Origin of the sequence: Pseudonocardia sp. WMMC193, from assembly GCF_021728735.1 — a bacterium.
GTDB lineage: Bacteria > Actinomycetota > Actinomycetes > Mycobacteriales > Pseudonocardiaceae > Pseudonocardia > Pseudonocardia oroxyli.
In genome coordinates, this window is record NZ_JAKKDO010000003.1 from 808546 (window position 1) to 832921 (window position 24376).

The following is a 24376-nucleotide window of genomic DNA, read 5'->3' on the forward strand; positions in this document are numbered from 1 at the left end:
CCATTGCTTCCCATGCGCGAGCGACTGACCTGCGACTACGGGTGACGGATGCGACGTCGTCACCCGTCACCCGTAGCGCGCTACCCGTTAGACCGTCACGGGGTCAGAGCGAACCCCGATCAATCTGGTCCCCGGTGACAGGGTCCCCGTAATCGTCTCCATAGAGTTCGACCCCCAACCTGCGGATCTCGTCATCCAAAGCAGGGTTGTGAAGTCCGCGGGAAGACAGGTACGCACGGAACGCCACGTTGTCATTGTGTTCCCGCAAGAGGTCATTCATCAATCAAGCCACCCGTCTCGATCAGCTCCCGGTACCGGTAACCCGCTGCTGCGTGACCTGCGAGCACCCCAAGGAACGGAGCGCAGATGTACGCGACTACGACACCGAGTATCATTCGCTATCAAACAGTTCTTGAAGCTTTTGCACACGCGGGTCATCGGAGAGCAGATCAAGGAACCGCTCGAAGTCTGCAAGTGCGCGCTCGCGGTTAAGTTCACGAGAACCTTGCTTATACAGATCAGACATTAGTCATTCCTTAACTAGAATCGAGAACGGACGATTCCGCTCGTCGGTTGGGGTGAGCATCGCGAGTTCACGGTTCGAGAGGTTCAAACCGGATGCGGTAGAAGACGTGAGTTCGTACGAGTACTCAGGGTGCTGCTCGCTGCGGATCCCCACTCCTCCGGTCGTGATCGACGTGAGAGCGCGAGCGACCACCTGCACCCCGACAGCGACCACCGTCGCGGAGTCGAGCCGACCCGTCGCGAGCCACTCATCAACCTGTGGACGACGCGACCGGATGAGCGCAGAGACGTCGTCACAGAGCGACTGGACCTGCTGTAGCTCAGCACCCTCGTACGCCGCTGCGAGTCGCACAGAGACGTCGTCAGGGGTGACGAGCGGGGTCACCGCTTTACCGTCAACCACGGTGGGAGCAGCTCTTCCTGCGGAACGCAGACCGTCGGGTTGTACACCTCACGACGTGCGCGGGAGACACCTTCCGCCATCCCCTCAAGAGCAAGTCGCGTCTTCGGGCGACCTGCAAGCAGAGTGTCAACCTCTCGCTCACTCAGGTCGTACCGCTTGATGACGCTGTCAAGATCCTCGTTCCCGGTCAGCTCAGCTCGCTTGTGGTCGCTCACTGGGACCACCCCGCGATGTGCTGACGAGTTCCGTTGCAGTCGGTGCAGTAGCACGCATTAGCGACCGCTTGCGTCTGTGCTCGCTCGTGATCTTCGACCCGCTTCTTTGCATCCTCGTCGTTCATCTTGCGTGCTCGGTACAGGTCGTACCCGTGTTCAACTGTGCTCACTTGAACCCCTTGAATCCAGCGTCGATAGTCATTGGTGTCTTTACCCGAGGAACGTACGTCTGTTGTCCGAGAAGACTCGGGTGAGGAAGCGATCGGAGAACCTCCGTGCGGTCCTCGCTGAGACCGCGGAGCCACAGCACGTATCGAGCATTGACGACCGGGTTGTCGTCCTTCCCGATGTCATATGGGACCTGACTCGGGAGCTGGTGACCTACCTGCGGCAGGAGGTGCTTCAAGATTTCCGAGGAAACCATGAGAACCTTCCGTGTCGGACGATCATTTTCGGTTACCCACGTGGAGTGATGCTCGGTGGCGATACTTACATACTCAGAGACGATGGTCCCCAGCGCACTCACGCAGTTTGAGAAGCCACCCCACTCCTTCACCGCTCCGATATCAATCGCACTCTGCGCGTCGGTAGCTCCGCGCAGATTGATCGTGGAGATTCGATCGAACAGACCGGCGACCTCACTCCGGAGAACCTCAAGGATGTTCTCAGCATCGGCAGCTTGAGCGTCGTGACGATCACCGTCAGAGTGCGACAGAGCATGGTGCAGGGTGGATAGCAGCGTATCGACTCGTTCATTGTTGACACGTGCCGCGACCAGCTCGGTAATGTTCGGAAGTTCCTCAAGCATGTCATCGACATTGATTGGCTTCTCCGGAAGTCGAAGCTTCTCAAGCTCGTCCATTCGAGACCGGATCAGCTCGCGACGCTTGTTGTACGCGTGCAGGTTCGTCTTCGCTGCATTGATCTTCTCGCTGATAGTAGCCGGCATCACCGGGTCCCCTTTCGCTTCAATTCGCTCTTCAACTTCTTACTGATCATCTTGCGGGATCCTCGTGGACCACCGTTCTTATTACGTCGTGGCATTAGCACCACCAGGGTTGCGCGGGTGCGTCTTCCGCTTGCCGCGCTTACGACGTGTCGGACGTCGGTTCATCACTGTTCCTCTCTTCCACGTTGTCGAGCGCGGACAGGATCGCTGCTTGCACGAACTTCGTTTCGGAGAACCCGCAAGCGTTCGCAGCACGTCGCAAACGCTTGCGGGTCTTCCACGAATCCAGTCGCACGGGGATCAGCAACGGGTCGCATTAGTTCACCCGAAGGCGCCCATCGCACCGAGCGTGCGCATGTTTCGCGTGATGGTTTCCGCACCTGTCTCAGCAACCGGGTTGTTCGCAACCATGTGGACGTTAATGTCTCGTGGGTTCTTCGTGATCAGTCGCGCGACCTCTTGAGCCATTGCACCAATGTCGATGCTTGCGACCACCCGCTGAGTGTTGGTTGCTCGACTGACCCGCCGCGCGATCCCACCATCGTGGAATGCGCGTGCCACGTTGTAACCCATGCGTCGAGCAGTCTCCTCAAAGATGCGTCGGGAACGCACGGAACTGTTGATCGGGATGTACGCTTCGTCATCCTTCATACGATCACCGACAACGCGCCACGTATTCGGCTTCACGAACTCTGCAAACCCGCTCCGCATCGGAGTCAGCTTGCGAGCTGCGAGACCACCGCGAGCGAAGTTCAGGACTCCACCGTTGTGCATCGGTCGCAGGATTCCACCGTCGTGGTTGATGCGAACACCGTTACCAACCGGCGCAGATCCACCACCACGAGTCACAACGTCGATATACGCGATACGACGACGAGCAGCGTTGTCGATTGCAGCGTTAGCAGCCGCAGCATTCGCGTCAACCTTGATCACTGCGACGCGACCGTTACCGTAGTCGACTACAGCGTTGATGGTTCCGTCAGCGTTGACGCGGTTACCGTTGAGGGTAATGGTCGCCTTCTGCCCGTTCCCGTAGTCGACAACACCCTTGATAGTCCCGTTCGCAGGTCCATCCTCAGCGTTGAGCGTCATCTTCGCGGAGCTTCCGTTACCGAAGTCGATCGTTCCCTTGATCTTCCCGTCAACGGGGATCGTGTCAGCGTCGAACTTCATCGTCGCGGACGCAGTCTGAGCAAAGGTGATCGTGCTTTGCAGCTCGGTCTTCGCCGCTTCGGTGTTCGCGGTGATCTCGATCTGACCGTTGGGGAGGGTCTTGACCGTGAACCCCATCGCTTCGAGCTGCGTGCGAGCTTCCTGCGTGAGTGCGTTGACGGTGACGGTCTTCCCCGGGGGGATGCCCTTCACCATCTCGTTCACCTGGAAGAGCTGCGTAGTCGCTTCGTTCGCGTTGGTGCGAATCTGGAACTCAGTCACCGCAGGGATGAGACCCGCGGAGTCCGCAAGCTCACGCGCCTTCTCAGCGGTGAGACCTGCTGCGGTTGCGTTCTGGATGAACTGATCGCGCATGTTCTGCATAGCGCCGACACCCTTAGCAACTGCTCCGTCGATGCCACCGAGACGTTCGGAGTTCTTACCGATCTCGAACGCGCTCCGCTGCGCAGACGCTCCCATCTTGTCGAGCTGGTCGCGAGCTGCATCCAGTAGCGGACCACCCTTCGCGAGACCCTCGAACACACCACCGTCGGTGATCAACTTGAGGGATGCTGCGAAGACGTCCGCTGCTTGCTGAGTAGCGAGCAGCTCTTCCTTCGACTTGTTGAGCATCTCGTTCGTCGCGACCAGGGAAGCGAGCACCTCGCGGTTCGCACTCGCGAGTTCCTTCGCCTTGTTGAACTGGGACCCGAGCACGCTGACGCTCTCACCACCAGCAGCGGTGTACTCCTGCATCGCAGCGCGGACCTTGTTCGTCGCACCCTCGTTCCCGAGGGACGCAGCGTTCACGTCTTCCAGGGTGATCCCGTACTTGCCGAGGGAGCGGACGAGAGCCTGAACCGAACTGTCCTGCTCAAGCAGCGAGGTGTTCCCGCGGTTGACCGCTTCGGTCACGAGCTGCGTTGCAGACGACTGACCAGTGAGCGCGTCCACGTACAGCTTCGTGGAGACACCGAGCGCACCGACAGTCTTCGCGCGACCGGACTGCACCGCTTCTGCAGCGATGTCCTGACGCGTCGCATCGGTGATCGCACCGGTCGTCTGTTCGAGGGTGCCCTTGAGAGCTTCCTGACGAGCAGCGAGTTCCTGAGCACGCTGAGCAGCTTCCTGTTGCCGCTGACCGAAGAGCGCCATCGCCACCGATGCCGCACCGATGACAATTCCCCATGGTCCACCGAGTGCATTGATGAGACCGCGGATGCCGGTTGCTACCAGCGAGCCACCCGCAGCGCCGACACCCGCGATACCTCCCGCGAGCGCGGTGAACTTCCCATGAGTCCCGTCAGCAGCGGACCCCACTGCGATCACGCGATCACGCATGTTGGTGAACGCGTCGGTCGCACGTCCGATGGTGGCGGAACGGTCACCGAGCACCTGCATGGAAGCACCAAGCGTGGAGATGCTCGTACCTGCTCCCGCAGCAGCGTCACGTTGGGTGCGTACAGCGTCGGTGAACCCTTGAGCGCGCTGCTGAGCAACTGCGTAGTACGCGCCGAGACGAGACACGGACTCGCCGGACGCTTGAGCGAGCTGCTGCTGCACCCGCGCTTCCTGGTTGAACCGGATCAGAGCGTCCGGCTTGAGCGCGTCAATGGTGCGGATCAGTCGCGAGCTAGAGGTTGCAGCTCCATCGAGACCGGTACCCGCTGCACGTGCAGCGGCACCACCCGCAGTCAGCGAGTCGGTCGCGATGCGCATGGAGTTCCCGGTTCGAGCGAAGTGCTCGTTCATCACCTGCGCAGCGCTTGCGACCTGACGCATGTCGCCCACGACGGGTGTCGTCTTCGCGCGCAGGTTGTCCAGGTAGCTACCTGCTGCCTTGAACCCTAGGAACGCGAGCGCTGCTGCCTGAACAGGTCCCGGAAGCGCACTGAACACCGACAGGATCCCACCGACCACGGAACCGATCGGTCCGAGCAGCCGGCTTGCGAGCTCAAGAGCACCGGTGAACACCGTCAGAGCTGCACCCGCAGCGCTGGTCGCGCCGTTCCCCTCACGGAAGGAGTCGATCAGCTTGCGCACACCGTCAGCGGCAGGTTGGGCAGCAACCCGCAGGTTGTTGATGATCTTCTCTACGTTCTCGATCGCAGCACCGAGAGCACCTCCGCCACCGGGGAGTCCCTTACCCGCGATCAGGTCGTTCGCGACGTCGAGACCTTCGGTAGCTGCACGAACGAGCTGCTCTAGCGGTCCATCCACGACTTCGTAGATCGAGATTGCAACGGTCTCAAGGTTCGAGCGGAACGATTCCATCGCTCCACCGAGACCCTGCATCTTCGCCGCAGCCACCTCAGCGGCTCCACCTTGACGACCGACCGCTTCCCGCATCGCGTCGAACGCAGGTGCTCCCTCACGAGCGAGCGCGGTGATTGCTGCAAGTGGCTCGCGTCCGAACGCAGTCGCAGCAGCGGAAGCGAACTGTTCCTCAGTCATCCGACCCTGAGCAGCGGTGAGCTGCTCAATGACCGAGCGGAACCCTAGGCGGATTCAAACGGTCGTCGCAACACCCTGATCACGGAGGAGTCCAGGGATGGCGACGAAGGACTGGAGCAGGAGGACCGGCGATATGCCCGAGGGGCTTCGCCGGCAGTGGCGTGCTGATCGGGCGCTGCGGCCGCCGATGCGTTCCCCTGGGCGGCCAGAGCCGTCGCGGGTGGTGCAGCGACAGTTCTGGCGGCTGATCGCCACGGGTGTCACGACGGTGGAGGCGTCGTTGGCTGTCGGCGTGTCGTGGCCGGTCGGTGCCCGCTGGTTTCGCCACGCTGGCGGCATGCCGCCGATCTTGCTGACCGAGCCGTCGGGTCGCTGCCTGAGTTTCGACGAACGCGAGGAGATCGCGATCTTGCGCGCCAAGGGCAAGGGAGTCCGTGAGATCGGCAGGGCGATCGGGCGGGACCCCGGGACGGTCTCACGCGAACTACGCCGCAACGCCGCCACCCGTAGCGGGAAGGTGGAGTACCGCGCCGGGGTGGCGCAGTGGAAGGCCCAGCAGGCTGCGAAACGCCCGAAGACCGCGAAGCTGGTCGAGAACCCGCGGCTGCGCGAGTACGTCCAAGACCGGCTCGCGGGCAACGTCCGTAGACCTGACGGCACGATCGTCGCGGGTCCGACACCGCCGGTCTGGAAGGGGCTCAACAAGCCGCACCGGGCAGACCGTAGATGGTCGCTGGCGTGGAGCCCCGAACAGATCGCGCAGCGCCTGAAGGTGGACTTCCCCGATGATGAGTCCATGCGCATCAGCCACGAGGCGATCTACCAATCGCTGTTCATCGAGGGCCGCGGTGCGCTCAAGCGTGAGCTGGTCGCGTGCCTGCGGACAGGGCGTGCGCTGCGGGAGCCGCGGGCGCGATCCCGGAACAAGGCGCAGGGTCACGTGACCGCCGATGTCGTCCTGCGCGAGCGTCCCGCTGAAGCCGAGGATCGCGCCGTTCCCGGGCACTGGGAGGGCGACCTGATCATCGGCACCGGGAGGTCGGCGATCGGCACGCTCGTCGAGCGCAGTAGCCGCTCGACGCTGTTGGTGCACCTGCCGCGGGAGCAAGGCTGGGGCGAGAAGCCGTATGTCAAGAACGGGCCGTCGCTGGGCGGCTACGGGGCCGTCGCGATGAACGCCGCGCTGACCGCGTCGATGACGAAGCTGCCCGAACAGCTACGCAAGACGCTGACCTGGGATCGCGGCAAGGAGCTCTCGGGGCACGCGCTGTTCGCAGTCGAGACCGGGACGCGGGTCTTCTTCGCCGACCCCCACTCACCATGGCAACGCCCGACGAACGAGAACACCAACGGCCTACTGCGCCAATACTTCCCCAAAGGAACCGACCTATCGCGCTGGTCCGCCGAGGAACTCGAGGCCGTCGCTCACGCACTGAACAACCGACCCCGCAAGGTCCTCGGATGGAAGACCCCTGCCGAGGTCTTCGAAGAGCAACTACGCTCGCTCCCGCAGCCCGGTGTTGCATCGACCGGTTGAACCCGCCCTACGAACTTCCCCTGAGAGTCGAACGCAGTGATACCTAGTTCATCGATCGCACCCTTAGCTTGCTTGCTCGGTGCGGCAAGAGAGACCAGCATCCCGCGGAGGGATGTTCCCGCGGTGTCAGCCATGATCCCGTTATTCGCGAGGAGACCAACCGCGGTCGCGGTGTCCTCAAGAGATACCGACATGGAAGCCGCAACGGGTCCCACGTACTTCATCGCAAGAGCGATGTCTTCTACGCCACCGGAAGCAGCATTCGCCGTGTTGGCAAGCGTGTCAGCTACCCGACCCGCTTGATCCGCGGAGAGCGCGAATTGGTTGAGAGTCTGAGCTTGAATCTCAGCAGCACGAGCGCCGTCAAGTTGCGCAGCACCCGCGAGTTGCAGGGTGCCCTTCGCAGCTTGCATAGCTTGATCAACAGTCAAGCCGCCCTTAGCGAGTTCCAGCATCGCACCCGCAGCGTCAGCAGCGGAGACACCGCTCAGGGTGAGGTCGGAACCGAGTTCCTTAGCACGGGTACCGACTTCCGCCATCTTGGAACCGGTCGCTCCGGATACCGCTTGAAGCTCATTCAGCTTCCCCTGGTACTCGTTTCCGAGCTTGATGATCTGAGTGAAGCCGGCTGCTGCTGCGACGGTACCCGCGGTGATCGCAAGTCCGATCGCGCGACCCGCAGCAGACGCGATACCCGTGGTTGCTTGGAGCCCGCTTTGTAGCCGACCGGGGAACTTCGCGAGATCGGGAACAACCTCGATCTCCACTGCCCCGCCTGCTGCCATCAGCGGTCACCTCCCGAGTTCTCGAACGCCTGGTACGAGATGCTCAGAAGCGCGCGGTCGATGTGCAGTGGGGACGGAAGAGCTGCGATCAGCTCAGCGACCCGCTTCGCATCCGCGCGACCTACCACCACCAGGGAGAGCGCGTCGACTACGTGACCGGATTGCATGAGTCGCGTGAACTCAGAACCGGTCTCGTGAGTGACGTCGCTTCGCACTTCGAAGACGTCACCACCGAGTTGGAAAGTGTTGCTCATTTAGTACCTCTATTTAGTTGTGAGACCACCACCCCGCTACGGTCTCACTCGCAGCGGGGTGGAAGATTTGTAGTTCCGTGGATGGTGTGCAGGGTGTGCAGGGTCTACCTAAACTTTCCTATGTCACTCTCGCGGAGGAGGTTTTGGTTTCACCCTGCACACCCTGCACGCCACTAGCTACCTGCGGATATGTAGCGGTATGAGAGAATTGGTTGATCAAGCTGCCAAAGAGTCAGCGGTGAAACGCATCCCGACGAACCCGCTCACCTGATCTCCAGAAGGCTTGCTGAACCTGCGAGAGGAACGAGTGACTTCCGTCAGTCGCACCCGACGCTTCTCGACACCCCGCGACAGGTAGTGCGCGGAGAACCGCTGTAGAAACGAGTTCTGGACCCACGGTGCGTGTCCCTGCTCTCGCATCCAGTCGTTAAACGCGGCGTGCAGGTCTTCCGTCGCGATCACAGATCCCTCGTGCAGTTCGACCACGCCGCTCTTCCAGAACCCCATGATCTTGTCGGAAGTTTGACGCCACTCCTCGTTCTTTGCAGCAACCTGCTCGGTCGGTGCGATCGACCCGTCAGGATCCGCGTACCACGCAAGCGCTCCTTCCACCAACCACGTGACGATCGCGTCGGCGTTAGCGGTACTCAGTCGCTCAACCTTGCGCTTGATACCGGAGTCACCTCGTCGCTCTCCGATTCGGAGTTCCCGATCGGAGGTGACATACTGATAGGGGAACCACACCATTTGTAGCCGGCGCCACGTACCGTCATCGGTCTCCGCAACCACTGGCATATAGTTGCTGGTTGTCACAAGACTGTGGGTCGGGTTGAACTCGATAGCGTCGCGGTACTTCTTTGCTGCCTTGATGCGACCGGTTCCGAGCATCCGCTTGAGCGACGTACTGTTGAGCGAGCGACCCTCAGCGAGTTCCTCGGCGACCGCGAGACGCGCTCCACGAAGCTCCGCGATGTCGGAGCTACCGCTACCACGGTCACCCGAGAACACCGAGTGTTCGACAGCGCAAGCGTAGTCTCCGAGCGCGTTCATTACCCCGGTGATGATCTGAGACTTCCCGTTGGATCCGCTCCCACACAGGATCAGTAGTGCGTCGTCGGTGGGTTGGTAGCCGGTGGCTGCCTGACCGAACCTGTTCCGCAGGTAGGTGCGCTCCGCGGGGTCTACCGCGGTGAGCAGCGTGTCCCACATGACAGCACTCATCCCGGGCACGTAGCTCCCAAGCGTCACCTTCGTGATCCAGTGATGGGGGGAGTGTGGCTCCACCGACCCGGTACGCAGGTCCACAAGACCGTCAGGTGTGTTGAGTACGTCGGGGTCAGCGTCGAACCGCTCCGTGTCGACCAGGAGAGCAGCGCGGACATCCTTGATCACGGTCTCCCGACGCCGGCGGGTCTTGAGGCTGAACCACCCGTCAAGCTCCCGCTCCGCGTCAGGGTCGTCGCGGGTGGTCTTGGAGAGTTCCTCGCACTTCTCAAGCACAAGGCACCTCAGAGCCTCCGCAATGTGGTCGTCGCTGACCTCGACCCACCGAGTGGAGTCGTACGACATCCACCCGAGTGCAGGGGTGAAGCAGAAGCGACCGCGGAGCATGTCTGCGAGCCGGTCGGCTACCTCCGCGTCGGACCACCCGAGCGCCGTCGGTGCGGGCGGCTTGCGCACCCCGCAACCTCCGGAACCGTTGCAGCCGTTGCGGTCTCCCTCCGTCGGCTTCCCGACGATCTTCGGTACCGCATAGTTGACGAGCCGGTCGAAGTCTTCATCCGTGTCGCGCTTGTGTCCGCGGCTGGTCTCGTACACATTCCGGATGACGGTGAGCGCATGAGCGACACCCGCGTGACCCTGTTCCCCGAGACGGAGCGCACGCATAGCGAGCGCCCCCGCGACGTCGTGACCGATGTCGTCTCCGACGTCGTCAACTACCGCGCGGACTGCCTTGCAGGGCTCCCCCGACGTGGAGAACTGAGTGAGCGCAACCGACGACTCTTCGGTAGTCAGGTCCGCGCGCTTGTCTGGTGACCTCCCGGCGTTCCTCTCCTGGAACCACTGCACCCATGCAGCGGGAAGCGGTGCGATGTGGCGACGAACCTGCGAGACGGGAATTACGTCACCTGCGGGTGAGTAGAACTGATAGATCCGAGGGACTTCGTCAGTGTGGTCCGGGTGCCGCGACGGTGCCGCGGTCACGTAACGAAGGCTCGCAGACACCATGTCGATCCCGGAGTTCTTACCAGGAGACCGGTTGAATGCGCCGCTGTCCTCCGGAACCTCGAAGAACCGGTGTCGACTGAAACTGCGGGGTCCCCGGTTGCTCTGGTACGCGGTCTGCGGAAGCGGACCTAGCTCAGCTTCGAGGTCGGCTAGCACCTGCTCCGGATTCTTTCCGTCATACGCGTCGAAGTCGAGAGCGATGATGTCTTCCGGGAGCACCCACCCGATGTTTCTCGGTCGCTTTACCCACTCACGCAGCTCGTCAAGAGTCAGCGGAGTGTGGTTGAATCCGTGGCGACCGCTAAGAATCGGATCCTTTCCGGTTGGGTCACCCTCGTCATTCTTCGAGTTCCACCGGTGAAGCGGGATCGCTTCGAACCCGCTATTGTAGTAGTCCTCATAGGAGTTCGCGTATGCGTCCGCGGAGATGTCGATAAGCAATATTCTGACCTTACTATTCAGTTGTACTTACTTTCTGACCTACCAAGAGACCGGGAGCCGGTCGCCTGCTTGGTGACAGGCGACCGGCTCGAACCCACTCGCGGTCAGAGGACGAGTGGGTGCCGGGTGTTGCGTGTGACCGGAGCGACCGATCACAAGTCTTATGCAGGAACGAGCACGTATGAACCCGTCGGACACCACACGTGTTCCGTCGGCACCCCGCGACCACGCGAGATGTCCCGACCGGGACAGTGATTCGAACGCGGTCCGTACCCCGGAGAGTGGTACACCCGCTTCCCACAATCGGGACAGCGAGCGACGAGCTGATCATTGACCAGCGTTGCGGGTACGTGGGGTAGGTCGTTCATAGGTTGCTTAGCTTTCTGAGGGAGTCACCTGACAGAAACAGGCAGCACCCCGGAGACCAGTTCCAATGTCCGGGGTACTGCCTGCTGGAAGTCTCAACCACCGGAGGAAGGGAATCGGTGGGAGCCTCTCAACCTGACCTCAGAGGTGACTACGTCTCTGCGGTCAGGAGTTCAGTTGCGCTCTTCGCGCGTGTAGGGGACGTGCTGCGACTCGTATCCGGTCGCTTGTTCGAGAGCCGCGCGGAAGAACTCGCTACGATTGATTCGTTGCTCGCGGCAAATCTGATCGACTACACGAAGTAGACCAGGGTCAGGAAAGGATGAGGTCACGATGGTGCGTGCCATGGTTCCAACTTTCAGCGCGCTCGTGTTCATAACCAACCTGCGGAGCTGCGCTCGTACGCGGGATGGGGTGTAATAACCTGTATTACAGGCAGACTCGTACGTCTTACTAGATATAACGCTTTGAGGGGTCGATACATTTCCGATTCAGGCGCTTTTCTTCGAAGATTCTGGGACCTGATTTTGGGCAGCATCAACCGCCTTCACTAGACATGAACGAGCGAGACACGCTCGTGAAGCGCAGCTACTTCACTTTTCTGCGAGATTTTCGACAAGGTGGCTCTCGCCGCTCAGAGCAGATCGAGAAGAGAACCCTCGTAACCGTCGGGAACCTCTGTCGGGGGAGCGGCGTTCGCTTCGTCAGCGTCCATGACCCACTGCGCGAGCTTGAGGTCTACGCGGACACGTGAGCTGATGGGAGCACGCACGCCGGACCCCACAGGGAGGATCGTGACGTCCGCAAGCTCGCTGACCAGAGCGCGACGACGAGCGAGTGAGAGACCGTCCCACTTCGCTCGTTCCTCAGCGGGGTTCGTCATCCCCTCCGGTTCCTGGATCAGCGGGAGAGATACCGCTTCCTTGAGCGCTTCCCGCTGCATGTTGATCGCAGCGAGAGCAGCAACGTAGTCCTCCTGAGGGATCTGAGCGGTGGAGAACTGCATCGTCAAGAATGACTGACGCTCATTGAGGTCTTTCAGCGTGTCACCGCTCAGCGGGGTCGGGACAGCGACCATCTCCGTCGGGACCGTGAACCCCCTGTCGTTGATCCCGTTCACCAAGTAGTCAGCGACAAACTCGTCAACCTCCGCGATGGGAGCGGTCACATGGTTGACGGTGCGGTCGGGAGTTGTGCACCGGTAAATCTTCGTGCCGGCGCGACCCGAGCGCCACGACTTCATGAGCGTCTGACATTCCTCACCGTCAATCAGTGCACCGCACCTGTAGATGAACGTTCCCAGGTAGGCAGGTTGGTTGCCGGGGGAGCTGCGGCGCGACGGGTCGTTGAGCACTCCGACGCACGCGGTCCAGAGCGCCACCGGGACGATGGGCTCCCACGACGCTTTACCGCTCACCTGTCCCCGGTGCTGCGTGAGACCAGCGTTACGCGGACGACGCAGAAGAGCGCGGAGCTGACCCGTGTTCCACGGCTTTCCGGTCACGGTGAGCAGACCCGCGGACCTCCACTCACGAGCGATCCCGTGGACGGAGTCACCCGCGACTATTCGGCGTGTCGCGTCAAGCAGAGCGGCGGCTTCCAGGGGGTCATGAGTGACCTTGTCGGCGAGGAACCCGAACGGTCTGCGCCCTCCACCCGGGAGACCCTTGTCCGCTCGCGACTTGAGACCGCGCTTCACACGACCGCGGAGCTGATCCACCTCGTAGCGGTTCACCGCACCCGTCATCCGGGCGACCATGCGTCCCTGGTCGGTCGTCAGGTCCAGTACCCCCGCGGTGACCATGAACGTGGAGACGCTGTGCGGTTCGCAAGCGAGGATGTACCCCTCAAGCTCGTACGGCTGCCGGGTGAGACGCGACTGCTCCCAGACGACGACCGCGTCAAGCTCACCCTTCCGGATCCGCTCAAGCAGTTCTTCGTACGCGGGACGTCGCTTCCCGGTGTACGCGGAGATGTCGTTGTCGCACAACTCATGCAGGACATTGAAGTCGCGTTCCTCCGCGAACCTGCGACAGTCGTTGAGCTGCTGCTCCACGGACGCGCGGTTCCCGAAGCGGTCTTGTGAGACTCGCACGTAGATCGCCGCGCGGACCCGTGGTTGCTGGTTGCTGGACACGGGGGTACTTTAACCCCGACCAACTCAGCAGAACGTCCAGAAATCCAACAGGACGATCTTGCCGCGCAGGTCCGGCTCGATCCCGCCGGTGTTCAGCCAGCGACGTCCGCGCAGCTCAGGAGCCCGTACCCGCATCACGCCCGGATCAACGCGCGGAACCCGCGCGCCTGTTCCAGACTGGTGGGCGTGCCGGAACTACCCGAGGTGGAGCTCGCGCGGCAGGTCCTCGAGGGCGCCGTCGACCGCGTCATCCGCAGCGTCGACGACCACGACGAGTTCGTCTGCCGACCCCACCCGCCCGGGCAGATCGCGCGGGCGCTGGTCGGCGGGAAGCTCACCGCCGTGCACCGCCGCGGCAAGACGATGTGGTGCGAGACCGACACCGAGCACACCCTGGGGGTGCACCTGGGGATGGGCGGGCGGGTGATCGTCACGAACGACGCGGGGGAGCGCATCGGCGGCGGGCCGGAGCGGCCGGACCGGCAGCCGCGCAAGGCGGAGTGGGACCGGTTCACGATCGTCTTCGCCGACGGCGGGCGGTTCCGCCTGTTCGACAAGCGCAGGCTCGGGCGGATCCGCCTCGATCCCGACCTCGACGGCCTGGGCCCGGACGCCGAGGACATCACCGGGCAGGACTTCCGCATCCGCATCGCCCGGTCCCGCACCGCCGTCAAGGCGCGGCTGCTCGACCAGTCGGTCCTCGCGGGCGTCGGGAACCTGCTGGCCGACGAGACCCTGTGGCGGGCGAAGATCAACCCGGCGGTGCCCGCGGACGAGCTGGCGCCGAAGGACCTCGACCGGCTGTACCGCCACCTCGAGAAGGCCCTGCAGGACGCCATCGCCCACGGCGGCGTCCACACCGGCGAGGTGATCGAGCACCGCCGCCCGGGCGGGCACTGCCCCCGCTGCGGTGCCGAGATGGTGCACGGCACGGTCGGCGGTCGCAGCACCTGGTGGTGCGCTAAGGAACAGGCGTAGCGGTCCGCGTCCGCGCCCGGAGCAGGACGCCGGTGCACACGGCCAGCCAGGCCAGCCCCGTCGCCCAGCCGGCGACGACGTCGGAGAACCAGTGCACGCCCAGGTAGATCCGGGTCGCGCCGATCCCGCCGATCCAGAGCACCGCCGCACCGGGCACCAGCCAGGTCCACAGGCCGTGCAGGTGCGGCCAGGCCAACACCACGAGCGCCCCGACGACGACGGCGGACATCGTGGCGTGCCCGCTCGGCAGCGAGGTGTTCCCCACCTCGACCAGCCGCACCGACTCGGGCGGGCGCGGCCGGTCGAGCAGCCGCTTGACCAGCGTGAACACCGCGCCGGCCGTGACCATCGTGGCGACGAGCCACGCACCGTCGAGCCGGTGGCCCCGGACCCACAGCAGGACTCCGACCACCAGGGCCACCAGCGCCATCGCCGCGGTGCTGCCGATGTTCGTGAACACCACGGCCGCGCTGGTGAGCAGCGGCGTCCGGTCGTCCACGGCGACGTTCAGCGCCGCCGTGTCCCGGGCCGCGGGCCCGACCCCGGTGAACGCCGCCCACGTGAGGACCGCGGCGAGCACCACGAGGACGCCGGCGACGAGGTTGACCAGCAGGAGGGGCCTACGCACCCGTCCAGCCTGCCCGGACGGACCCGGGTCCGCGCGGCGAACGCCGCTCAGCGGCCGCGCCAGGCCCGGTACCGGCGGATCAGGGCGGCGGTGGACGGGTCGAGGGCGGACAGGTCGGCGTCCTTCTCGTAGAGGGCGGGCCCGAACTGCTTCGCCATGACCTTGCCCAGCTCCACTCCCCACTGGTCGAAGCTGTCGATGCCCCAGATCACGCCCTCCACGAACGTCTGGTGCTCGTAGAACGCGATGAGCTGCCCGAGCACCGACGGGGTGAGCTTGCGGGCCAGGATCGTGGAGGTGGGGCGGTTGCCCGGCATGACCTTGTGCGGCACGACGTCCGCGGGCGTGCCCTCGGCCGCGATCTCCTCGGCCGTCTTGCCGAACGCCAGCGCGGCGGTCTGGGCGAACAGGTTGGACATGAACAGGTCCTGGCAGTCCGCGCCGCCCTCGCCGGGCAGGTCGTGGTTCGGCTCGGCGAACCCGATGAAGTCCGCGGGCACGAGCCGGGTGCCCTGGTGCAGCAGCTGGTAGAAGGCGTGCTGGCCGTTGGTGCCCGGCTCGCCCCAGAAGATCTCGCCGGTGACCGTGGTGACCGGGGTGCCGTCGCCGCGCACCGACTTGCCGTTGGACTCCATGGTCAGCTGCTGCAGGTAGGCGGGCAGCCGGTGCAGGTACTGGGAGTAGGGCAGCACCGCGTGGGTCTCGACGCCGAAGAAGTTGGCGTACCAGACGTTGAGCAGGCCGGAGATCACCGGCAGGTTCCGGGCGAACGGCGTGGTCCGGAAGTGCTCGTCGATCGCGTGCATGCCGGCGAGGAACTCGCCGAAGCCCTCCTTGCCCACGGCGATCATCAGCGACAGGCCGATGGCGGAGTCGACCGAGTAGCGGCCGCCGACCCAGTCCCAGAAGCCGAACATGTTGGCCCGGTCGATGCCGAACTCGGTGACCTTCTCCGCGTTCGTCGACACCGCGACGAAGTGCTTCGCGACGGCCCCCTCGTCGCCCAGGCCCTCGACCAGCCAGCTGCGGGCGTTGCGGGCGTTGGTCAGCGTCTCGAGGGTGGTGAAGGTCTTCGAGGAGACGATGAACAACGTCGTGGCCGGGTCGAGGTCCCGGACGGCCTCGCTGAGGTCCGTCGGGTCGATGTTGGACACGAAGCGGCACTCGATGCCGCGGTCGGAGTAGTCCTTGAGCGCCTCGTAGGCCATCACCGGGCCGAGGTCGGAGCCGCCGATGCCGATGTTGACGACGGTGCGGATCCGCTCGCCCGTGGCGCCGGTCCACGCGCCGGACCGGACGCGGTCGGTGAACTCGCCCATCCGGGTCAGCACCTCGTGCACGTCGGCGACGACGTCCTGCCCGTCGACGACGAGCGCCGCGGCAGCGTCGTTCTCGGGCAGCCGCAGCGCGGTGTGCAGGACCGCCCGGTCCTCGGAGGTGTTGATGTGGCGCCCCGAGAACATGTCGGTGATCTTCTCGCCCAGGCCCGCAGCCTCGGCCAGCGCGACGAGCAGCGGGAGCGTCTCGGCGGTGATCCGGTGCTTGGAGTAGTCCAGGACGAGGTCCGCGCCCTCGGCGGTCATCGCCTCGGCCCGGCCGGGCTCGTCGGCGAAGAGGCTGCGCAGGTGCCGCTCGCCGACGGCGGCGTGATGTGCGGTGAGGGCGGTCCACTCGGGGGTCGCGGTGATGTCCACGCGCGCATTCTGCCGCAGGTGTGGGTACTACGAAGGTCCGAAGTGGTGGCGGTCTGGTGTTTCCGCGCCCGGCCGCGCGGTGTGCTGGAGGCATGACCACCACCGCACCCGTCCTCGCCAGCCCCGCCTGGATCATCGGCGGGCTCCGCAACCGCCCCGGCTACCTCGTGACCGCGGAGGGCCGCATCGCCTTCACCGACGGTGAGACGACCTACTTCGACGCCCCGCTGCCGCAGGTCACCGACGTGTCCTATCCCTGGTACTGGTTCGGCGGCGGGTTCGTCGCCCGGGTGGCGGGGGAGAAGTTCAAGATCACCTTCGTGAAGCCGAACGGCATGCCGTCCCCGAACCCGTCCGCGCTGGAGGTGGGGCTGTCGGTGCTGGGCGTCGCCGCGGCCTTCCAGGGCGTCTCGCACGTCGGCAACCTGGCCGGGCTCGCCTGGATCGCGCCGGGCCGGGCCGCCACGAAGCAGTGGAGGGAGATCCTGCCGGCGTAGTCACCCACTCGGTTGGGTGGCGGGTCACAGCCGACCAGCGGGGAGTCACGTGAGACGAACGGTGCGTAACCACACGACCGGGGTTTCGTTACACAGATGAGTGGTTCGGTTCTGCAGCTCATCGCGTGCGAGTGTCGGACCACCGCAGAAACCTCTGATCGGCCTAGCTACGGCAGCTCTCCGGTCTAGCTTCGTCACTCAACGCGGTACGCCGACGACCCATAGTCAGGAGAACGACTGTGTTCCATCGTTCGCTCCCCGAGCCCGTGCGCGACGTCCTGATCCTCGCGGCGCGCCTCACCGTCGCCTTCGTGATGCTCGCCCACGTGTGGGACACCTTCGGCGTGAAGGGCTTCACCTCCACGTCGGGCCAGTTCGAGAACTTCGGGATCCCGCTGGCCATCGCGGCGACCGCGTTCACGCTGGTCGTCGAGCTGGTCGGCTCGATCCTGCTGGCGATCGGGCTGTTCGTGCCCTACGCCTCCGCCGGAATGACCTTCGTGATGCTCGGCGCCGTCCTGTTCGTGCACGGCGAGCACGGCGTCTTCGTCCGGGACAACGGGTGGGAGCTGGTCGGGCTGATCGCCGCGGTCTGCGTGGCGATCGCGGCGAACGGCGCGGGCAGGCTCAGCGTCGACCACCTCGTCTTCGACCGGATCAAGAAGCCCGCCGCCCCGGAGGCGGTCGACGTGAGCTCGGACCCCGCCGGCGTGCCGATCGCCCCCGCGCCGCAGGCGTTCCGGTCCGCGGTCTCGACGGTCGGCGGCACCGGTGGGCAGCAGGCGCCGCGTCCGCGCTGGGACGACGAGCCGCAGTGGGCCCCGCAGGCCGCCTGGCAGGACCGCCCCACGCCCTCCCCGCGCTTCGCGCAGGAGCAGCAGCGGCCCTCGTCGATCTGGGACGAGCCCGCCGCCGAGCGTCCGACCCGCGTGCCGAGCGCCTACGCCAACGCCACCCCGCGGGCGGCGCGCGAGGACGCTCCCGTGTGGACCGAGCCCGGCCAGGAGCAGGCCCGTCCGACCTACGCGGGCTACGCCGACCCGCACACCGGGTCGTTCGGCTCGGTGCGCGACACCGAGAACCGCTGATCGCTGCGGGTCGACCACCTCTCGCGCAGGCCCCGGGCCCGCCGTCCGCGACCGCGGCGGGGCCGGGTCCTTCGTGCACCGCGACCCCGACCCGCCGTGTGGCCCGCCCGCGGGGGACCATGACGGGGTGCTGCGCCATGTCACCGCGACCCGCTACGTCGCGCCGCTGCGCGAGGGCGGGTCGCTCCCCGGCCTGATGGAGGCGGACGACCTCGGCACCTACGTGGTGAAGTTCCACGGCGCGGGCCAGGGCCGGAAGGTGCTGGTCGCCGAGATCGTCGTCGGCGAGCTGGCCCGCACGCTCGGGTTCGCGGTCCCCGAGCTCGTCACCGTGGAGCTCGACCCCGACCTGGGCCTGGCCGAGCCGGACCAGGAGGTCCAGGAGCTGCTGCGCCGTTCGCCGGGGCTCAACCTCGGGCTGGACTTCCTGCCGGGCGCGCTCGACTTCGACCCACTGGCCTTCGACCCGGGGCCGGAGTTCGCGGGCCGGGTGCTGTGGTTCGACGCGCTCGTCGGCAACGTCGACCGCTCCTGGCGCAACAGCAACATGCTGCTCTGGCACCGCACGCCCTACCTGATCGACCACGGCGCCACCCTCACCTTCCACCATGCCTGGACCGACCCCGAGACCTGGGCGCGCCGCCCGTTCGACGCCGCCGACCACGTCCTCCTCGGCGCGCACCCGGACCTCGACGCCGCGGACGCCGCGCTCGCACCGCTCGTCACCGCGGACGCCGTGCGGGCGGCGGTGGCGCAGGTGCCGGACGCATGGCTCGACGGCGAGCCGCCGGACGCCCGCGAGCGCTACGTCGAGACGCTCGTGGCCCGCGTCGCCGCCCGGGACGCGTGGCTGCCCGGCGTGCGGGAGACGGCCGCCGCCGGTCGTCCCCGCCCGATCACCCGCGAGGGCCGCGCACCCGCCTGGCTCGCCGCGCGCCTGCCGAAGGCCCGGCGATGAGCCGCGTCCTCTACGAGTACGCGGTGCTCCAGGTCGTGCCGCGGCCCGAGCGCGGCGAGACGATCAACGCCGGCGTGCTCGTCTACTGCCGGGCGAGAGACTTCCTCGGCGGTGCCGTGCACCTGGACCGCGCCCGGCTCGCGGCGCTCGATCCGCACGCGGACGCGGACGCGATCACCGACCTGCTGGAGACCGTCGTCGCCGTGTGCGCGGTCCCGGACGCGGCGCGGGCGGACCGGCGGACCGAGGGCGCCCTCGCCGCCTCCGGCCCGGGCGTGGGAGAGGATCTGGGACGCCGTTTCCGCAGGTTGACGGCCCCGCGCAGCACCGTCGTCCGGCCCGGCCCGGTGCACAGCGGCCTGACGCTCGACCCGGCGCTGGAACCGGACCGGCTGCTGAAGGCCCTCGTCCACTGAGCGATCGTTCGTGTAGGTATGGGGGATGAGCGTCTCGACCGACCCGGTGCCCGCCGTGGCCCTCGCCGAGTGGCTGCGGGCGGCGGTGCCGTCGATCCCCACCCCGGTGCAGGTGCGGCGGATCTCCGGCGGCCACTCCAACCTCACCTACCGGATCACCGATGCCGCGGGGACCGACTGGGCGCTGCGCAGGCCGCCGACCGGTGGCGTGCTGGCCACGGCGCACGACATGAGCCGCGAGTGGCGGTTCATCGCGGCCCTGGCCGACACCCCCGTCCCCGTCGCGCCCGCGGTCGCGTACTGCGCCGACCACGACGTGCTCGGCGCGGACTTCTTCCTCATGGGGTTCGTCGAGGGCGTCGTGCCCGGGGACGTCGAGGCGGGCGCGGCCATGCCCGAGGAGATCCGCCGGGCGGCCGGTCTGGCCTGCGCCGACGTGCTGGCCGCCCTGCACGCCGTCGAGCCGGACGCCGTCGGGCTCGGGGAGCTGCGGCGCCCCGGCAGCTACCTCGAGCGGCAGCTGCGCCGCTGGCACCGGCAGGCACACGACTCCGCGGTCGAGGACCTCGCGCTGATCGACGAGGGGCACCGGCTGCTGGTCGAGGGCATGCCGGCGGTCGAGGAGACCACGATCGCGCACGGCGACTACCGGCCCGGCAACCTCAGCTTCGGCCCGGACGGGTCCATCGGGGCGATCTTCGACTGGGAGCTCGCGACGCTCGGCGAGCCGCTCGCCGACCTCGGCTACCTGCTGGCCTCGTGGGGACGCCCCGGGGACGCGGTCCCCGAGATCACCTCGGGCCCGACCACGCTGCCCGGCTGGCCGGAGCGGGACGAGGTCCTGGCCCGGTACGTCGAGCGGTCCGGGCGGGGCGACCGGATCGCCGCGGAGTCCTCCTACTGGGAGGCGTTCGCGCGCTGGCGCTCGGCCTGCATCGGCGCGGGGGTCTACACGCGCTACGCCGCCGGGCACATGGGCGAGGGCGCCGAGAGCCCCGAGGTCGCCCGCACCCGGCTGGTCGGCCTGGAGGCCCAGGCCCGCGCGGCGGTGTCGCTGCTCGCCTGAGCTCGTCGCCGAACGCGAGAACGGCGGTCCCCATGCAGGGGGACCGCCGTTCTCTCCCGAACTGACGCGCCGCTCCCACCACGAAGCGACTCGCTCAAGTTAGCCTTTCCTATCTTGAGCTGTCAAGTGCCGTGTGCGAAACCCGCCGCCTCGCTCCCGCGGACCGGTGCGGTCTGCTTCCGGAGCCGGTCCAGGGCCCGGGTCAGGTCGTCGAGCAGCAGGCCCGCGAGGTCGTGGCTGAAGCCGTTGCGGACCACGATCCGCAGGGCGGCGATGTCCTCGCGGTCCTTGGGGAAGGTGTAGGCGGGGACCAGCCAGCCCGCCTCGCGCAGGGCGGCGGAGACGTCGAAGGCCGAGAAGGACTCGCCCGGCTTGACCACGAACGCGAACACCGGCAGCTGGGACCCGTCGGTGAGCAGGTCGAAGCATCCGAGCGCGGCGATCCCCGCGGACAGCGAGGTCGCGACCTCCCGACAGACCTGCTGCACCCGGGTGTACCCGGCCCGCCCCAGCCGCAGGAACTGGTAGTACTGCGCGATCACCTGCCCGCCGGGGCGGGAGAAGTTGAGCGCGAAGGTCGGCATGTCGCCGCCGAGGTAGTTCACCCGGAACACCAGGTCCTCGGGGAGCGCGGCCCGGTCCCGCCACAGCGCCCACCCGACGCCCGGGAAGACCAGCCCGTACTTGTGCCCGGAGGTGTTGATCGACGCGACCCGGGGGAGCTGGAAGTCCCACACGAGGTCGGGGTCGCAGAACGGGGCGATCATCGCGCCGGACGCGCCGTCGACGTGGACGGGGATGTCGAGGCCCCGCTCCGCCTGCAGTCGGTCGAGGGCCGCGCAGATCTCCGCGACGGGCTCGTAGCTGCCGTCGAACGTGGACCCGAGCACGGCGACCACGCCGATGGTGTTCTCGTCGCACAGCGCGACGGCCTCGGCGGCGCCCAGGTGCAGCCGCTCCCCGGACATCGGGACCAACCGCGCCTCGACGTCCCAGTAGTTCGCGAACTTCTCCCAGCAGATCTGCACGTTGACGCCCATGACGATGTTCGGCCGCTCCGTCGAGAGCCCGTCCGCGCGGCGCCGGTGCTGCCAGCGCCGCTTCAGCGCCAGACCGGCGAGCATGCAGGCCTCGGACGACCCGGTCGTCGAGCACCCGACGGCCTCGGGCGCGTGCCAGAGGTCGGCCAGCATGTTCACGCAGCGCTGCTCGAGCTCGGCGGTCCGCGGGTACTCGTCCTTGTCGATCATGTTCTTGTCGAGCGAGTCCGCCATCAGCCTCCTGACGTGCGGCTCGCCCCACGTGGTGACGAAGGTGGCGAGGTTGAGCCGCGCGTTGCCGTCGAGCATGAGCTCGTCGTGCACGATCTGGTACGCGACGTCCGGGTCGAGGCCGTCGGCGGAGAGCTCGTTGCGCGGCACCGTGATCGGCTCGGACCCGAAGATCGGGTTGGCGGCGATCGGCGCGTCGTTCCTGGGCATGTCGCCGAGGGTGGCAGTGCGTGCGGACGGCGTCCAGGGACTCGCGCCCGGATCAGGGGAGCGCGGTCGTGTACCCCTGGGCGGCGAGCCGGGGGAGCAGGGTCCGCAGCGCCTCGACGGTCTGCGCGCGGGACCCGCCGCCGTCGTGCAGCAGGATCACCGCGCCGGGGTGGATCTGCTTCTCGACGGCCGCGACGACGGCCTCGGCGCCGGGCTTCTTCCAGTCCCGGGGGTCGACGGCCCACCCGAGCGGCTGCAGGTGCTGCGCCACCGCCGCGTCCAGGACGTTCGGCTTCCAGTTCCCGCCCGGCGCGCGGAACGTGGTCACGACGGTGCCCGCCGGGACCCGCGTGGCGACGTCCCCGATCTCCGCCGCGATGGTCTGCGGGTCCTTGTCCGGCAGCTCCTCGTCGTGTGTGCGGCTGTGCGCACAGACCCCCATGCCCGCGTTGACCACCCGCTCGACGATCTCGGGATGCTTCGCCATCTGCTCGCCGACCATGCAGAACGTGGCCCTGGCGCCGTGGGCGATCAGCAGGTCCAGGATCTGCGGGGTCCAGGTGGGGTCCGGGCCGTCGTCGAAGGTCAGGGCGATGCGGCGGTCGTCGGGTCCGGTCGAGGGCAGGTCGGTGAGCACGACGGGGGTCACCACCCGCAGCGGGGCCTGCGCGACGACCGGCGGCGGCGGCGCGGGTTCCGGGGCGGGCTCGGCGACGTGCGTGCCGAGTGGTGCGATCAGCCCGAGCACCAACGCCGCCAGCAGGGCGGGCACCCGGTCCGCCGCGGCCCCGCGGAACAGGCCCTCGGCGGTCCGGGGGTCCGCGGGCGCCGACCGCGTCAAGACACCGCTGCGCCTCATGCGCCCCACCCGCCCCTCCGGTCAGCGAAGTAGTACCCGACCGGGGGACTCAAGGCGCGCGACACGCCGAAGGCGACCGGGTCAGGACGCCATGCGCCGCGGTCCGGCAGGCTCCGGGTCGGTCCGGGGGCCGGTGCGGTCCGGCGCAGTGGCGACGAGACCGGACAGCCAGGCCTCGACGTCGAGCAGGGGCACGGGCCTGCGCAGCTCGACGGGACGGGGCTGGGTGGTCTCCTCGCTGAGCACCAGGTGGGCGCCGTCGGTCGCGCTGATCTCGAGCTCGCGGCTGACCAGCGCGGACTTCTTCGGGGACGGGAAGCCGGGGACCTCGTGCGCCGAGAGCTCCTTGGCGGCGCGCGTCGCGCAGCGCAGCGCAGCGACGTGGCGCCACGGCACGTCGTGCGTGTCGACCTCGCCCAGCCCACCGCTCTCCAGCGTCAGCGTGCCGGTCAGGATCTGCAGCCGGTCCGGTGTCGCGCACACCACGGCCACCACGTACCTCGTGAACCGCAGGACGCGGGCGGTCGTGTCGTCCGGACGGTGCCGCGCCGAGGTCGCGGGCCCGCAGACCACGACCGGCTCGCGGCGTCCGGTCGGACCCGGCAGCAGGTCGTCCGGGGTCACGCGGAACCGTTGCATCGCCTGCTGGGCGATCCGACCGAGGTCGGCGTCGAGGGTGCGGTCGAGGTGGTGGTGGGTCGGTCTCTCCTCGGCGTGGGCGAACGCGAAGTGCCAGGTCCGCCAGGTCACGAACCCCGTCGTGAACAGCGTCACCGCGACGATCCCCACCAGCGCGGCGAAGCCCCACGGCGCCGCGACCAGCAGGCACAGGGCCAGCAGCGCGAGGAAGCCGCCCCAGCGCATCTGACGCGCCGCGGACAGCCACACCCCGGCCGGGGGACTCGGGCGGAACCACCGGCGGACCCACTGCTTGCGCTCCTTCTCACCGGGCCGACCGAGATCGGCCCGACCCGGCGCGGGCCCCGGCTCGGGCGGGGGCGCCAGCCACCGGACCAGCCGTCCCCATCGGTCCCCGAACCGGTTGCTCCACCGGTCGCGCGCAGCACCGAACCAGCCCATGTGTCCCCCCGACCCTCGTGGCGTTCAGCGAGGGGTTCGGAGAAGATCATCACAATGTTTCGGGGGCGTGCCGAGGAGCGCCTGTTCGGAGCAGGACCCCTGGTCGTGATGGGTGCCGCGGCGGCCGTTCGGCCCAGCGGAACTCGCGACGGCGCGCTGCGCGAGGTCCGGTCGGGTGGACCCG

Annotated in this window: 22 protein-coding genes; 7 read left to right on the plus strand and 15 right to left on the minus strand. The window is 66.8% G+C overall.

The window, feature by feature from the left end; translation table 11 throughout:
* Window positions 1-391 precede the first annotated feature (391 nt).
* From L3X23_RS35130 to L3X23_RS05245, 5 genes are all read right to left on the minus strand, one after another.
* Window positions 392-526 carry a hypothetical protein gene (locus L3X23_RS35130; protein WP_255733894.1) on the minus strand — a complete coding sequence of 45 codons (135 nt, stop codon included), beginning with the start codon at window positions 524-526 and terminating at the stop codon, window positions 392-394.
* A gap of 3 nt (window positions 527-529) precedes the next feature.
* Window positions 530-910, minus strand: a complete 381-nt coding sequence (locus tag L3X23_RS05230; protein WP_237190992.1) for a Gp19/Gp15/Gp42 family protein — start codon at window positions 908-910, stop codon at window positions 530-532.
* Window positions 907-1143: a hypothetical protein gene (locus L3X23_RS05235; RefSeq protein ID WP_237190994.1), complete on the minus strand. Its 237-nt coding sequence runs from the start codon at window positions 1141-1143 to the stop codon at window positions 907-909. The genes L3X23_RS05230 and L3X23_RS05235 overlap by 4 nt, the downstream gene beginning before the upstream one ends.
* Before the next feature lie 166 nt (window positions 1144-1309).
* A complete protein-coding gene (locus L3X23_RS05240; protein ID WP_237190996.1) occupies window positions 1310-2092 on the minus strand; it encodes a hypothetical protein in 783 nt (260 codons plus the stop codon).
* 321 nt (window positions 2093-2413) lie between these two features.
* Complete coding sequence (locus tag L3X23_RS05245) at window positions 2414-5698, minus strand: hypothetical protein (protein WP_237190997.1); 3285 nt, start codon at window positions 5696-5698, stop codon at window positions 2414-2416.
* A gap of 133 nt (window positions 5699-5831) precedes the next feature.
* On the opposite strand from L3X23_RS05245, the gene L3X23_RS05250 reads away from it, so the two are divergent.
* Window positions 5832-7235 carry an IS30 family transposase gene (locus L3X23_RS05250; protein WP_237190097.1) on the plus strand — a complete coding sequence of 468 codons (1404 nt, stop codon included), beginning with the start codon at window positions 5832-5834 and terminating at the stop codon, window positions 7233-7235.
* Here L3X23_RS05250 and L3X23_RS05255 read toward each other — a convergent pair.
* The 5 genes from L3X23_RS05255 to L3X23_RS36005 all read right to left on the minus strand — a co-directional run bounded on the left by L3X23_RS05255 (window position 7124) and on the right by L3X23_RS36005 (window position 13447).
* Window positions 7124-8020, minus strand: coding sequence for a phage tail tape measure protein (locus L3X23_RS05255; protein WP_237190998.1), 897 nt, complete (start codon window positions 8018-8020; stop codon window positions 7124-7126). The genes L3X23_RS05250 and L3X23_RS05255 overlap by 112 nt on opposite strands.
* Window positions 8020-8274, minus strand: a complete 255-nt coding sequence (locus L3X23_RS05260) for a hypothetical protein (RefSeq protein WP_237190999.1) — start codon at window positions 8272-8274, stop codon at window positions 8020-8022. The genes L3X23_RS05255 and L3X23_RS05260 overlap by 1 nt, the downstream gene beginning before the upstream one ends.
* Window positions 8275-8490: 216 nt before the next feature.
* A complete protein-coding gene (locus tag L3X23_RS05265) occupies window positions 8491-10944 on the minus strand; it encodes a phage/plasmid primase, P4 family (RefSeq protein WP_237191000.1) in 2454 nt (817 codons plus the stop codon).
* A 539-nt stretch (window positions 10945-11483) separates the two neighbouring features.
* Entirely contained in the window at window positions 11484-11657 is a 174-nt protein-coding gene (locus tag L3X23_RS05270) for a ribbon-helix-helix protein, CopG family (protein ID WP_237191001.1), read from the minus strand.
* Window positions 11658-11944: 287 nt separating this feature from the next.
* Entirely contained in the window at window positions 11945-13447 is a 1503-nt protein-coding gene (locus L3X23_RS36005) for a recombinase family protein (protein ID WP_237191003.1), read from the minus strand.
* Window positions 13448-13633: 186 nt separating this feature from the next.
* Here L3X23_RS36005 and L3X23_RS05280 point away from each other — a divergent pair, with 186 nt between their 5' ends.
* Complete coding sequence (locus tag L3X23_RS05280) at window positions 13634-14425, plus strand: Fpg/Nei family DNA glycosylase (protein ID WP_237191004.1); 792 nt, start codon at window positions 13634-13636, stop codon at window positions 14423-14425.
* Here the strand turns inward: L3X23_RS05280 and L3X23_RS05285 are convergent.
* Together L3X23_RS05285 and pgi are read right to left on the minus strand one after the other, a co-directional pair.
* The gene (locus L3X23_RS05285) at window positions 14409-15053 is read right to left on the minus strand and encodes a phosphatase PAP2 family protein (protein ID WP_237191005.1); all 645 of its coding nucleotides are present in this window, start codon (window positions 15051-15053) and stop codon (window positions 14409-14411) included. The two genes, L3X23_RS05280 and L3X23_RS05285, sit on opposite strands and share 17 nt — an antisense overlap.
* Window positions 15054-15100: 47 nt before the next feature.
* Entirely contained in the window at window positions 15101-16747 is a 1647-nt protein-coding gene (gene pgi, locus L3X23_RS05290; RefSeq protein WP_237191006.1) for a glucose-6-phosphate isomerase, read from the minus strand.
* Between the two features lie 92 nt (window positions 16748-16839).
* Here pgi and L3X23_RS05295 point away from each other — a divergent pair, with 92 nt between their 5' ends.
* The 5 genes from L3X23_RS05295 (at window position 16840) to L3X23_RS05315 (ending at window position 20772) form a co-directional block, all read left to right on the plus strand.
* Entirely contained in the window at window positions 16840-17244 is a 405-nt protein-coding gene (locus L3X23_RS05295; RefSeq protein WP_237191007.1) for a hypothetical protein, read from the plus strand.
* Between the two features lie 239 nt (window positions 17245-17483).
* On the plus strand, window positions 17484-18332 hold the full coding sequence (locus L3X23_RS05300; protein WP_237191008.1) for a DoxX family protein: 849 nt from the start codon (window positions 17484-17486) through the stop codon (window positions 18330-18332).
* 127 nt (window positions 18333-18459) lie between these two features.
* Window positions 18460-19290, plus strand: a complete 831-nt coding sequence (locus L3X23_RS05305; protein ID WP_237191009.1) for a HipA family kinase — start codon at window positions 18460-18462, stop codon at window positions 19288-19290.
* Window positions 19287-19706 (plus strand): DUF3037 domain-containing protein, encoded by a 420-nt coding sequence (locus L3X23_RS05310; protein ID WP_093089084.1) that lies wholly within the window; start codon window positions 19287-19289, stop codon window positions 19704-19706. Before L3X23_RS05305 ends, L3X23_RS05310 begins: the two co-directional genes overlap by 4 nt.
* A 25-nt stretch (window positions 19707-19731) precedes the next feature.
* Entirely contained in the window at window positions 19732-20772 is a 1041-nt protein-coding gene (locus L3X23_RS05315) for a phosphotransferase family protein (protein ID WP_237191010.1), read from the plus strand.
* 122 nt (window positions 20773-20894) lie between these two features.
* On the opposite strand, the gene L3X23_RS05320 is transcribed toward L3X23_RS05315, so the two are convergent.
* The 3 genes from L3X23_RS05320 to L3X23_RS05330 all read right to left on the minus strand — a co-directional run bounded on the left by L3X23_RS05320 (window position 20895) and on the right by L3X23_RS05330 (window position 24192).
* The gene (locus L3X23_RS05320) at window positions 20895-22253 is read right to left on the minus strand and encodes a glutamate decarboxylase (protein WP_237191011.1); all 1359 of its coding nucleotides are present in this window, start codon (window positions 22251-22253) and stop codon (window positions 20895-20897) included.
* Window positions 22254-22305: 52 nt separating this feature from the next.
* A complete protein-coding gene (locus tag L3X23_RS05325) occupies window positions 22306-23112 on the minus strand; it encodes a polysaccharide deacetylase family protein (RefSeq protein WP_237191012.1) in 807 nt (268 codons plus the stop codon).
* An 81-nt stretch (window positions 23113-23193) separates the two neighbouring features.
* Window positions 23194-24192 (minus strand): hypothetical protein, encoded by a 999-nt coding sequence (locus L3X23_RS05330; protein ID WP_237191013.1) that lies wholly within the window; start codon window positions 24190-24192, stop codon window positions 23194-23196.
* Window positions 24193-24376 lie beyond the last annotated feature (184 nt).